9 protein-coding genes and 2 pseudogenes are annotated in these 12,260 nt (G+C 64.3%); 7 read left to right on the top strand and 4 right to left on the bottom strand.

Translation table 11 applies throughout. From position 1 onward, the window contains the following. Nucleotides 1-29: 29 nt before the first annotated feature. From ACWEFV_RS07450 to ACWEFV_RS07430, 5 genes and pseudogenes are all read left to right on the top strand, one after another. Nucleotides 30-1,451 (top strand): condensation domain-containing protein, encoded by a 1,422-nt coding sequence (locus tag ACWEFV_RS07450; RefSeq protein WP_450069667.1) that lies wholly within the window; start codon nucleotides 30-32, stop codon nucleotides 1,449-1,451. Between the two features lie 48 nt (nucleotides 1,452-1,499). Beyond that, complete coding sequence (locus ACWEFV_RS07445; RefSeq protein WP_450069666.1) at nucleotides 1,500-4,478, top strand: MMPL/RND family transporter; 2,979 nt, start codon at nucleotides 1,500-1,502, stop codon at nucleotides 4,476-4,478. Between the two features lie 96 nt (nucleotides 4,479-4,574). Continuing rightward, complete coding sequence (gene pe / locus ACWEFV_RS07440; protein WP_135451630.1) at nucleotides 4,575-5,714, top strand: acyltransferase PE; 1,140 nt, start codon at nucleotides 4,575-4,577, stop codon at nucleotides 5,712-5,714. 47 nt (nucleotides 5,715-5,761) lie between these two features. Then, nucleotides 5,762-7,516 carry an AMP-binding protein gene (locus tag ACWEFV_RS07435; protein ID WP_450069665.1) on the top strand — a complete coding sequence of 585 codons (1,755 nt, stop codon included), beginning with the start codon at nucleotides 5,762-5,764 and terminating at the stop codon, nucleotides 7,514-7,516. 151 nt (nucleotides 7,517-7,667) lie between these two features. Then, a pseudogene (locus ACWEFV_RS07430) lies at nucleotides 7,668-7,904 on the top strand (SRPBCC family protein); the annotation flags it as partial. Nucleotides 7,905-7,974: 70 nt separating this feature from the next. Here ACWEFV_RS07430 and ACWEFV_RS07425 read toward each other — a convergent pair. Next, nucleotides 7,975-8,442 carry a hypothetical protein gene (locus ACWEFV_RS07425; protein ID WP_450069664.1) on the bottom strand — a complete coding sequence of 156 codons (468 nt, stop codon included), beginning with the start codon at nucleotides 8,440-8,442 and terminating at the stop codon, nucleotides 7,975-7,977. A 201-nt stretch (nucleotides 8,443-8,643) separates the two neighbouring features. On the opposite strand from ACWEFV_RS07425, the pseudogene ACWEFV_RS07420 reads away from it, so the two are divergent. Both ACWEFV_RS07420 and ACWEFV_RS07415 read left to right on the top strand, forming a co-directional pair. Beyond that, a pseudogene (locus ACWEFV_RS07420) lies at nucleotides 8,644-8,766 on the top strand (isopenicillin N synthase family oxygenase); the annotation flags it as partial. Between the two features lie 40 nt (nucleotides 8,767-8,806). Continuing rightward, nucleotides 8,807-9,292: a flavin reductase family protein gene (locus ACWEFV_RS07415; RefSeq protein WP_044514767.1), complete on the top strand. Its 486-nt coding sequence runs from the start codon at nucleotides 8,807-8,809 to the stop codon at nucleotides 9,290-9,292. 24 nt (nucleotides 9,293-9,316) lie between these two features. Here ACWEFV_RS07415 and ACWEFV_RS07410 read toward each other — a convergent pair whose 3' ends face one another. The 3 genes from ACWEFV_RS07410 to ACWEFV_RS07400 all read right to left on the bottom strand — a co-directional run bounded on the left by ACWEFV_RS07410 (nucleotide 9,317) and on the right by ACWEFV_RS07400 (nucleotide 12,260). Then, nucleotides 9,317-9,478 carry a hypothetical protein gene (locus ACWEFV_RS07410; protein WP_135451634.1) on the bottom strand — a complete coding sequence of 54 codons (162 nt, stop codon included), beginning with the start codon at nucleotides 9,476-9,478 and terminating at the stop codon, nucleotides 9,317-9,319. A gap of 122 nt (nucleotides 9,479-9,600) precedes the next feature. Beyond that, complete coding sequence (locus tag ACWEFV_RS07405) at nucleotides 9,601-10,350, bottom strand: succinate dehydrogenase/fumarate reductase iron-sulfur subunit (protein ID WP_450069663.1); 750 nt, start codon at nucleotides 10,348-10,350, stop codon at nucleotides 9,601-9,603. A gap of 2 nt (nucleotides 10,351-10,352) precedes the next feature. Beyond that, nucleotides 10,353-12,260: a fumarate reductase/succinate dehydrogenase flavoprotein subunit gene (locus tag ACWEFV_RS07400; RefSeq protein WP_135451636.1), complete on the bottom strand. Its 1,908-nt coding sequence runs from the start codon at nucleotides 12,258-12,260 to the stop codon at nucleotides 10,353-10,355.

Genomic DNA, 12,260 nt, shown 5'->3' with positions numbered 1-12,260 from the left:
CACAGCCGGCCAAACGGGAGGGCGACGCTTTGCGCATCGGGAAGATAACTGTTGGCGCACTTGAGGAATGGACGTTGAGTTCGGGATCGGTCACGTCCTGGCATCCGACGGCTGCGGCTCAGGAAACGGCGGATCGGGCACCTGTCAGCTCGGTGCCAGTTAGCTACATGCAGAGTCAACATCTTCGGAACTACAGCGAGCGGAAGGCTGCCGGCCTGAACTTCTCCCGGCAGATCATCGCCAGCTGTGAGGTGGCGGGCCAATGTGACATCTCGGCCATGGACCACGCGGTCAACACCTACCTGCGTAGGCACGACACATTCCGCAGCTGGTTCGAAAAGGCCGATGACGGCAAATTTGTTAGGCGAACGATCGAAAAGCCGGACGATATCGAGTTCGTTCCGGTCGATCAGGGCACCATGACCGTCGACGAAATACACGCCCATGTCGTGGCCATCCCCAATCCCTTGGAATGGGGCTGTTTCACTTTCGGCATAATCCAGAACGAAGACCACTTCACTTTCTTCGCGGCCATGGATCACGTGCACGGAGATGCCACGTTGATCGGCACGACGATGATGGAAGCTAATGGCATGTATTCCGCGATGAGCGGAAGCGGTCACGCTCTCCAGTTGCCCGAACCCGGTAGCTTCGACGACTTCTGTGTCCGCGAACGGGAATACACGTCGGCGTTGACCCTCGAGTCGCCAGGGGTGCAGGCGTGGATCGACTTCGCCGAGAACAACAGCGACGGATTTCCGGAATTCCCACTGCCACTGGGCAATCCGGACAAGTCGACCAGCAGTGCCTGGAGCTCCATGGTCCTGATGGACACGGCGCAGACGGAACGCTTCGACGCGGCCTGCGCGGCGGCGGGAGCACGCTTCGTCGGTGGCCTGTTCGCCTGTCTGGGCCTGGTCGAGCATGAGTTCACCGGCGCACTGACGTATTACGGACTCACCCCGAGAGATTCCCGCACGGCCGGCGACAATTTCAACACGCAGGGTTGGTTTACCGGTTTGATCCCGATTGTCGTGCCGGTCGCGGCGACCTCTTTCAGCGACGCGGCCGGCGCCGCACAGGCTTCTTTCGATTCGGGCCTGGACATGGCGAGAGTGCCGTATTATCGCGTGCTCGAGTTGGCGCCTTGGTTGAATTGGCCGCAGCCGAACTTTCCGGTGTCGAATTTCCTCCACGGTGGTGCCGCACCGCTCAACGCGATCCTCGCCGCAGGCGATTTGGGCCTCGCGAACAACATCGGGATGTACCCGGACAATCGGTTCTCGTACCAATTGACGATCTACATCTTCAGGTACGGGGAGGGCACGGTCATGGCGATCATGCATCCGGACAATCCCGTTGCCGAGAAGTCGGTTACGCGGTACATGGAGGCGATGAAGTCGGTGTCTTCGAGGGTTGCTGACAGCGGGCACTGGGGGCGCGTCGCGTAGCGGCGAGCGGAGCGATGGCCATGGAAGCGGCGCGAGGGTGAGGGCGACATGCGACGGCTAGCCGATTTCGTAGTGCGATGGCCCTGGGCGGTGATCGGGATCTGGGCGGCGCTGCTCGTCGCTCTGCCGTTGGCATGTCCGTCGCTGAGCGACATGGCCCAGAAGCATCCGCTCGCCATCCTGCCCAGTGATGCGCCGTCGAGTGTCACCGCCCAGAAGATGACCGAGGCCTTTCACGAGTCGGGCAACAACGACCTGCTGTTGGTGGCCCTGATCAACGAGAATGGGCTGGGTCCCTCGGACGAGGCGACCTATCGCAAGCTGGTGGACGCCCTGCGCGACGACGTCACAGACGTCGAAAGCGTCCAGGATTTTGTCGGCACTCCACAATTGCGACAGTTCTTGACCAGCAAGGACAAGACCACCTGGGTGTTGCCGGTGGGCCTGGTCGGTGAGTTGGGCACACCGCGGGCGATGGACTCGTTCAAGCGGGTTTCCGAGATCGTCAAACTCAGCACGGCCGGCAGCCCGCTGCAGGTGCACCTCACCGGTCCCGCGGCCACCGCCGCCGACCTCACCGTGGCCGGTGAGAACGATCGGCTCCCGATCGAGCTCGCGATCGCCGTGCTGGTCCTGGCGGTGTTGTTGCTGGTCTACCGCAGTCCGGTCACGATGCTGCTGCCGTTGGTGACGATCGGGTCGTCCCTGCTGATCGCCCAGGCGCTGGTGGCGGGTTTCTCCGAGCTGACGGGTACCGGTGTCTCGAACCAGTCCGTCGTGTTCCTGAGCGCGATCATGGCGGGCGCCGGCACGGATTACGCGGTCTTCCTGATCAGCCGCTATCACGACTATCTGCGCCTGGACAACGACTTCGATCAGGCGGTCCGGGCCGCGATGTTGTCGATCGGGAAGGTGATCACCGCATCCGCAGCGACAGTGGGACTCACCTTCCTGCTGCTGAGCTTCACCAAAATGGGAGTGTTCAAGACGGTCGGAGTGTCGGCGGCGATCGGTATCGGCGTCGCGTACCTGGCCGGACTTACGCTGCTGCCGGCAATCCTGGTGCTGGTCGGACCGCGCGGGTGGGTGAAACCGCGGCGCGAACTCACCGCCCGGTTCTGGCGGCGTTCGGGAATCCGCATCGTGCGCCGGCCGGTGCCGCATCTCGTCGCCAGTCTTCTCGTGTTGGCGTTGCTGGCCGGCACCGCGATCTTTGCCAAGTACAACTATGACGATCGCAAGGTCGTGGCGGCATCGGCGCCGAGTTCGATCGGGTACGCCGCGGTCGAACGTCATTTCCCGATCAGTCAGTCGATTCCCGAATACATTCTCATCCAGTCGCCACATGACCTGCGCACCCCGAGAGCATTGGCGGACCTGGAGCAGATGGCTTCGCGCGTCGCCCAATTGCCCGACGTCGGTCTGGTCAGCGGCATCTCCCGTCCCTTGGGCGAGGTGCCCGCGGAATTCCGGGCCACATTCCAGGCCGGCATCGTCGGTACCCGGTTGGCCGACGGCTCCACCCAGATCGATCAGCGTTCCGGCGATCTCAACCGACTGGCATCCGGGGCCAACACGCTGGCCGACAGCCTCGCCGACGTACGCACTCAGATCAACCAGATCGCGCCCAGCCTGCAGGGCCTGGTCGACACGTTCTCCTCGGTGCGAACCGAGTACGGCGGCGACAAGCTGGTGAAGGACGTCGAAACCACGGCCAAGCTGGTGCAGAGCGTCAATGCGCTCTCCAACGCCATGGGGTACAACGTGTCCGCCGTCAAGAACATCTTCGCCTGGATCGATCCGGTCCTGGCGGCGCTGCAGAACAATGCGGTCTGCGATGCCAACCCGTCCTGCGCCGACACTCGCATCCAGTTCCAGCGGCTCGTCGACGCGAACAAGGACGGCAGCCTCGACCAGATCAACGATCTCGCTCATCAGCTGAACGGCGCGGGCGACGACAAGCAATCGCTCAACTCCACGGTCACCAAGCTGAACGCGGCGCTCGCCAGCGTCAACAAGGCGGTCAAGGCCATGGGGCTGAACAAGCCCGGCGGTCCGCAGTCGGGCTTGAAGGATCTGCAGCAAGGCGCCAACCGCCTGGCCGGCGGGAGCCGGGACGTGGCAGGCGGCGTCGATGAACTGGTCAAGCAGATCAAGGTGATCTCTGCCGGGTTGAACCAGGCTTCGTCGTTCCTGCTGACGATGCGCAACGACGCTGCAGATCCGGCACAGGCGGGGTTCAACATTCCGTCCGAGGTGCTGAATCTTCCGGAGTTCAAAAAAGCCTCGGCAGCGTACGTTTCGCCGGACGGCCGGTCGGTGCGGTATCTGGTCCAGACCAAGCTCAACCCGTTCAGCTCCGAGGCGATGGATCAGGTCAATCAGATCCAGGACGTCGCCCGTGGGGCCCAGCCGAACACCACGCTGTCAGACGCCTCGATAACGATGGGCGGATTCCCGGCCGCACTACGGGATACACGTGACTACTACCAGCAGGACATCCGGTTCATCATGACCGCGACCCTCATCGTGGTGCTGCTGATCCTGATGTTGCTGTTGCGTTCGATCGTCGCTCCCTTGTACCTCGTCGGGTCCGTGGTGATCTCGTACTTCGCGGCACTCGGCATCAGCGTCCTGGTGTTCCAGGCACTCCTGGGCCAGCAATTGCATTGGAGCGTGCCCCCATTGGCGTTCGTGGTGCTGATCGCGGTGGGTGCCGACTACAACATGCTCCTGGTGTCGCGACTGCGCGACGAGTCTCCGCACAGTACCCGGTATGGGGTCATCCGTACCCTGAGTTCTACCGGAGGCGTGATCACCGCAGCGGGTCTGATCTTCGCCGCTTCGGTTGCCGGTCTGATGTTCTCCACCATCGGCATGGTGGTCCAGGGCGGTTTCGTGATCGGTGTGGGCATCTTGCTGGACACCTTCGTGGTGCGCACCATCACGGTGCCCGCCGTCGCTGCCCTGATCGGTAAGGCGAACTGGTGGCCGTCCCGAGCAGCCGGCGGACGGCAGCGCACATGAGGGGCAATTTCGGAAGTTGCGCAGGTAAGGACGGGTGAGCGCGCACGGGTGATGTGTGTGAAACTACGAAACGAAGCGGGGCGATCAGGAGTGGAGATGAAGAAACTCCTTGCAGGACTTGCGGTGCTGGTGACGACAACCGTCACAGGATCCCTCGGTGTCCTCGGGAGCGCGTCGGCCGATGACACGTCGCCGCCCGGGCCGCCGACGCCCGGCGGCCCGACCTCTGGGACGTCAAACCCCGGAACCGCGTACGCCCTGGGTGGGGCTCACGTCCTCGGGATTCCCTATGACGAGTACATCCGTATGACGGGTGAGCAGTGGTTCCCCGGCATGAAGCGGGTGAAGGTCGACTACCCGGCGGGACAGGTTCAGGGCCACACCCTGGAACGTCTCTTTCCCGGTATCGGCCCGATCGGGGAACAGATCTATCCCGGCCTGGGCCTCGACGGTCCCAGCATCGGCGAGTCGGTCGACGAGGGAGAGGGAAACCTCGACGCGGCCATCCGCAACGGTGGCAAAGGGACAGCGATGGGATTGTCCGAGGGAGCCCTCGTGCTCAACGCAGTGAAGGCGCGACTGGCCAATGATCCGACCGCTCCGCCGCCGGATCAGCTGAGCTTCGCGACGTTCGGTGACCCGATTGCCAAGCATCCCTTCGGTGAGAGCTTCCTGACCCAGAACTTTCCCGTCGGGAGCGTCGTGCCGTTCATGGACTACCGCATACCGGCTCCCGTGGAGAGCCAGTACCACACCGACCAGTTCATCTCCGCCTACGACAGCATCGCCGACTGGCCGGACCGGCCCGACAACTGGATGAGCGTGATCAACGCGATCGCCGGTTTGGCTACCGGTCACACCGCGATCGCGTTCACCAATCCGAGCAACGTTCCGGCACAGAACATCCGGACGACGGTCAACTCCAAGGGTGCGACGACGACGACGTACCTGGTCCCCGAGGAGCACCTCCCGCTGGTGTTGCCGTTCAAGTACCTCGGATACGACAAGAACACGCTCAACGAGCTGGACCGGGTCTTGCTGCCTATGGTGGACGCGGGCTATTCGCGAAATGACGATCCGGCGACCGCTCCGGTCACGGTGGACCCGGTGCACGGTTTCGACCCCGCGGAAGTCACCGCACCTGCGAACCAGGCGACCTTCGGCGGCGGCACCGATCCGATGTCGGAACTGGCGAACGCTGCGTTGTCGGTGCTGAACCCGCAGGGCGCGGGCTGACGGCGCCTCCCGAGCCGATCGAATCGACTAGTAACGGACGTGATGTGATGCCCAGCCCCAAGTCATCAATTCTCTCGATGCTGCATGGACGTGCCAGTCTGCGGCCCAACGACGTTGCCTTCACCTTCACCGATTACGCCGCCGATCCGGCGGGCGTGGTCGAGACGCTGACGTGGTCGCAACTGTCGCGCCGGACGATGAGCGTGGCGCGCGAGATTCGCCTTCACGGGTCGGTCGGTGACCGTGCGGTGATTCTGGCCCCGCAGGGCCTCGAGTACATCCTGGCGTTCCTGGGTTCGATGCAGGCCGGGTTGGTGGCGGTTCCGCTTCCCCTGCCTCATCGCGGCTCAAGCCATGAGCGCGTGAGTGCGGTGTTCGTCGATACGAGGCCTTCGGTGGTCCTGACGACGTCCGCGGTCGCCGAGGATGTCGGCGACTACGTCGATCAGTCACGTATGAGCACCGCGCCGAAGATCGTTGTGGTCGATTCGCTGAACCTGGACGCCGACCATGGAACAGATGGATTGGACAGTGGCACAGCTGAATTCCCCGCCACGGCGTATCTGCAGTACAGCTCGGGTTCGACCCGGCTGCCTACCGGGGTGATGATCGCGCACCGCAACCTTCAGTCGAATTTCGAGCAGTTGATGCGCTGTTTGTTCGCGGATGCGAACGTCAAGACCTCGACTGATATGACCATCGTTTCGTGGCTGCCCTTCTACCACGACATGGGTTTGGTACTCGGTGTCTGCGCACCCATACTCGGCGGCTACTCCGCGGCCCTGACGAGCCCGGTGGCTTTCCTGGAGAAGCCGGCCAGATGGGTCCGAGCGCTCGCTGAGAATCCGGGTGCCTTTTCTGCGGCGCCCAACTTCGCCTTCGACCTGGCCGCCCGTAAGACGAAAGACGCGGACCTTGCCGGGCTCGACCTCGGCGGGGTGCGGGGCATCATCAACGGCGCCGAGCGCGTCGAACCGGCCAGCCTGGAACGTTTCACAGATCGGTTCGCCCACTTCAACTTTCGCGATCACATGCTGCGACCGTCATACGGACTGGCCGAGGCAACCGTGTTCGTGGCCACCGGCACGTGGAGTGAGGCGTCGGAGCCCGCGCACTTCGACGTCGATGAACTGTCCGCGGGCCGGGTCCGGCGGTGTGCGGCCGGAACCGGCTCTGCGCTGGTCAACTACAAGCTGCCGCAGTCTCCGGTGGTGCGGATCGTCGACGCCGATACGAACACGGAATGCGCGCAGGACGCGGTCGGCGAGATCTGGGTCCACGGCGACAATGTCGCGGCCGGCTACTGGAGCAGGTCACCGGAGGAGCAGCAGTGCTTCGGCGCCGCACTCGCCGACCCGACTGCCGGCACGCCTGACGGACCTTGGTTGAAAACCGGTGATCTGGGCTTCGTCTCCGAGGGTGATCTGTTCGTCGTCGGGCGCATCAAGGATCTGCTGATCATCCGCGGGCGCAATCACTACCCCGAGGACATCGAGGCGACGGTCCAACAGATCACCGGTGGTCGGGTCGCGGCGATTTCGGTGCCGGTGAACAGTACCGAGAAGCTGGTGACCGTGATCGAGGTCAAGAAGCGGGGAGAGTCCACGATAGAGGCGGTGCACTGGCTCAAGGAGATCAAGAGCGATGTCACCTCCGCGATATCCAATGCGCACGGGTTGAATGTCGGGGATCTCGTCCTCGTGTCTCCGGGGTCGATACCCACGACCACGAGCGGCAAGGTCCGGCGCGCCGCCTGCGTCGAGCAGTACCGCCAGGACGAGTTCACGCGCTTGGACGCCTGAGCGGACCCCGTACCGCTGTGCGATACCGCGCGAGATTGCAAAGTAGTGCACTACCTAGTTCGGCCCACCGCGACGCTACCGGCAACTTACCGGCCGGGGGCCGGGTTGTGTTCACCGCGATCGCGACCCTGGCCGCCGCGCGCCGCTCGGTGACGAGCCGAAGAGCTTCGCCTTTGTCGACGGGTTCGCCGACCTGGACTTCAACCCGAACCCCGCACTATCGGTGTTCACCAATGTCTTCACCTTCGCCGAGCACAACGGCGGTACTCGTGCGACCTGCGTGAGCACCTACGAGTCCGCTGAGGCTTTGTAGCAGGTGCTGGACATGGGTGTGGTCGAGGGCGCGTCGTCGGCGATCAACCGGAACGACGACCTCGTCGCCGCCTGAATTCCCTCCCCGACCGGTGCGGCGAGGGACCGTGATCCGGGAGTTCGCCGCTCCGCGGGGGCGACGACGGCTACCGGGATGCGAGATGCTGTTCGAGAAGGTCGAGATTCTCGCCGTGGTCGTCGCCCACCTTGGCCAGCAGGCCGGTGGCCACCAGCAGCCAGGACAGCAGCTGCGCACCCGGCCGCCCGGCGAGCGCCGGGCGGAAGCGGATGGCCTCGGTCACGATGTGGCCGCCATCCGCGGATTCCATGGTGAGAAGCACGTTCTGTCGAATGCCCCGCTGCTTGCCGGTGAACTCGAACACCTTGCCCGGCACGTGCCGTGTGATGGTCCACCGAACGACGTCGTGGTCGCATTCCTCGCCGTGCTTGCTCTCCCAGCTGTGACCGGCGGCCATCGTGAAGTTCGGCCCGAGTACGGTCTCTGTCTTGTGCTCCTCGTACTGTTGCGTCTCCGCGGGGTGCGTGAGTGCGTGCCAGATGAGGTCGGGGTCGCCTTCCAGCCGCCGCCAGTTGGTGAAGGATGCGTAGCCCATGACTGCTCCCGATGGTCGTGGCCCGGTCACGACGGGAGTCGGCCAGGGCGAGGTTGTCATGGGAGAGAGTAGCTTTCGGAGGGCAACGCGCGTGTGTACCCGGTCGACACCCGACCGTGAGCCGCACAGCGTGTCTCGTCGTGTTGCCGGTCTCCACGATGTCGCGGGACGTCGCGACGCTCATCGAGACGATGGTCTCGTCGTCCCCATGCCCGGGGCGTGAGCGCCGAACCGTCCAACGACCGCATCTATTCGGTGTACGGACGTAATGCGTGGAAGAGCCGGGTGCGAGCGCACCCGGACGTGGCCGCCGCTCATGGCTAGCTGTGACACGCTGAAGGTTAAATGTGAAGATGGAGGTGTTATGAGTGCAACAGAACTGAGCCCGACGTCGCTGCGTGAAGCGTTCGGCCACTTTCCGTCCGGTGTCATCGCGATTGCTGCCGAGGTAGAGGGCACCTTGGTCGGCTTGGCTGCCAGCACCTTCGTGCCGGTGTCGCTCGACCCGCCGCTGGTGTCGTTCTGCGTGCAGAACTCTTCGACCACCTGGCCCAAGCTCAAGGATCTGCCGTCGCTGGGGATCAGCGTGCTCGGCGAATCCCATGACGAGGCGGCCCGCACCTTGGCGGCCAAGACGGGGGACCGGTTCGCCGGGCTGGAGACCGAGTCACGCGAATCCGGCGCGGTGTTCATCCACGGAACCAGCGTGTGGCTGGAGAGCGCCATCGAGCAACTCGTCGAGGCCGGCGATCACACCATCGTGGTGCTGCGTGTCAGCGACATCACGGTCAATGCCGATGTGGCGCCAATCGTGTTCCACCGCAGCACGTTCCGCAAGCTCGGCGCCTGACCTCCGAGCCTCGGGCCGGCCGGCTCAGGGCCGTGCGGCGAGTTCGTCGCGATATTTGGCGATGCGCTGTTCGATCTCGCCGGCATCGCCCGGCCGGCCCTCTTTACGGGCCAACTCGGCCCGGATCGACAGTTCCCGGATCGCGGTCCGGATCTCGTTGATGCTGTGAGTCTGTCCCATGCTCATGGAGCTGCCTTTCGACGCTGATTGGCTGCTTTTCCTGAGCCTACGCGCCGAAGCGACGACGAGTCTGCGCTCAGATCGCATATTTGTTCCGGATCGCGATCTGAACGCAGACTCGAGGACGATTAGCGCCTGAACAGCTTGTTGCCCAACCACACGATCGGGTCGTACTTGCGGTCCGCCACCCGTTCCTTCATCGGGATCAGCGCGTTGTCGGTGATCTTGATGTTTTCCGGGCACACCTCGGTGCAGCACTTGGTGATGTTGCAGTAGCCGAGGCCGAACTCCTCCTGAGCCATGTCCTTGCGGTCCAGCACGTCGAGCGGGTGCATGTCCAACTCGGCGATCCGCATGTGGAACCGCGGCCCGGCGAACGCCTCCTTGTTCTCCTCGTGGTCACGCACCACGTGGCAGACGTTCTGGCACAGGAAGCACTCGATGCACTTGCGGAATTCCTGGCTGCGCTCGACGTCCACTTGCTGCATCCGGTACTCGCCGGGCTGCAGTTCCTTGGGCGGCGTGAATGACGGGATCTGGCGGGCTTTTTCGTAGTTGAACGACACATCGGTCACCAGGTCGCGCATCACCGGGAAGGTGCGCAGCGGCGTGATGGTCACCGTCTCGGACGGGTCGAAGGTCGACATCCGGGTCATGCACATCAGCCGCGGGCGGCCGTTGATCTCGGCCGAACAGGATCCGCACTTGCCGGCCTTGCAGTTCCACCGCACCGCCAGATCGCCGGCCTGGGTGGCCTGCAGCCGGTGGATGATGTCGAGCACCACCTCGCCGTCGTTCACCTCGACGGTGTAGTCCTGCAAATCGCCGCCGGTGTCATCGCCGCGCCAGACGCGCAGGTTCGCGTTGTAGGCACTCATGCTCAGCCCTTCCGATCGGGGTGTTCGGCCAGTTCTTGCTCGGTGTAATACTTTTCGAGTTCGGACAGCTCGAACGTGGCCAGCAGGTCCTCCCTCATCGGCAGCTGGGACTCGGGCGTCACCGTCACGTCCGGCACCACCTGATCGTCGCCGGCCGCGCGGCACACCAGCAGGGTGTTGCGCCAGTTGGCGTCCATGTCCGGATAGTCGTCGCGGGTGTGCCCGCCGCGGCTTTCCGTCCTGGCCAGCGCGGCCTTGGCCACGCACTCACTGACCAGCAGCATGTTGCGCATGTCGATGGCCAGGTGCCAGCCCGGGTTGAAGACGCGACCGCCCTCCACGCTGACGTTGTGTACGCGGGTGCGGAGCTCGGCGAGCTTGGCCAGGGCTTCCTCGATCTCGTCGGCCTTGCGGATGATGCCGACCAGGTCGTTCATGCACTGTTGCAGCTCGGCATGCAGCGTGTACGGATTCTCCGGATGCGCGTGAGATTCGAACGGCGCCAAGGCCAACTCGGTGGCCTCGATGATCGCGGCCTCTGAAACCGCGGGCCGCTCCGGCAGTGCCTGCACGTAGTCGGCGGCACCGAGGCCGGCGCGCCGGCCGAACACCAGCAGATCCGAAAGTGAGTTGCCGCCAAGGCGGTTGGAGCCGTGCATGCCGCCCGAGCACTCGCCCGCCGCGAACAGGCCGGGTGTGGTCGCCCCACCGGTGTCGGGATCGACCTCGATGCCGCCCATCACGTAGTGACAGGTGGGGCCGACTTCCATCTCGTCTTTGGTGATGTCGACCTCGGCCAGCTCCATGAACTGGTGGTACATCGACGGCAGCCGTCGCTTGATCTCCTCGGTCGGCATGCGCGAGGCGATGTCGAGGTACACGCCGCCGTGCGGCGAGCCGCGGCCCGCCTTCACCTCGGAGTTGATGGCGCGGGCCACTTCGTCGCGGGGCAGCAGGTCAGGGGTGCGCCGCGCGGAGTCGTTGTCCTTGAGCCACTGGTCGGCTTCTTCCTCGGTCTCGGCGTACTGGCCCTTGAACACCGCGGGGATGTAGTCGAACATGAACCGCTTGCCCTCGGAGTTCTTGAGCACTCCGCCGTCACCACGGACACCCTCGGTGACCAAGATGCCCTTCACCGACAGCGGCCAGACCATGCCGGTGGGGTGGAACTGGATGAACTCCATGTTGATCAGGCCCGACCCGGCGCGCAGGGCCAGGGCATGGCCGTCACCGGTGTACTCCCACGAGTTCGACGACACCTTGAACGACTTGCCGATACCGCCGGTGGCCAGCACGATCGCGGGGGCTTCGAACAGCACGAAGTTGCCGGTCTCGCGGTAGTAGCCGAAGGCGCCGGCAATCCGGTCGCCGTCTTTGATCAGGTCGGTGATGGAGCACTCGTGGAAGACCTTGATCCGGGCCTCGTAATCGCCGAGTTCCCTCTTGTCCTCCTGCTGTAGCGACACGATCTTCTGCTGCAGGGTGCGGATGATCTCCAGGCCGGTGCGGTCACCGACGTGGGCCAGCCGCGGGTAGGTGTGCCCGCCGAAGTTGCGCTGGCTGATCCGGCCGTCCTTGGTCCGGTCGAACAGAGCCCCATAGGTTTCCAGCTCCCAGACCCGGTCGGGGGCTTCCTGCGCGTGCAGTTCGGCCATCCGCCAGTTGTTGAGGAACTTGCCGCCGCGCATGGTGTCACCGAAGTGAACCTGCCAGGAGTCCTTGGTGTTGACGTTGCGCATGGCTGCCGCGCAGCCGCCCTCGGCCATCACGGTGTGGGCCTTGCCGAACAACGACTTGGTCACCACCGCCACCCGCAGGCCGCGTTCGCGGGCCTCGATCACCGCGCGCAGACCCGCTCCGCCGGCACCGATCACGACGACGTCGTAAGTGTGCCGTTCCAACTCGCCCAT

The organism is Mycobacterium sp. NPDC004974, assembly GCF_053600815.1.
This window is presented reverse-complemented; position numbering and strand designations above follow the sequence as displayed.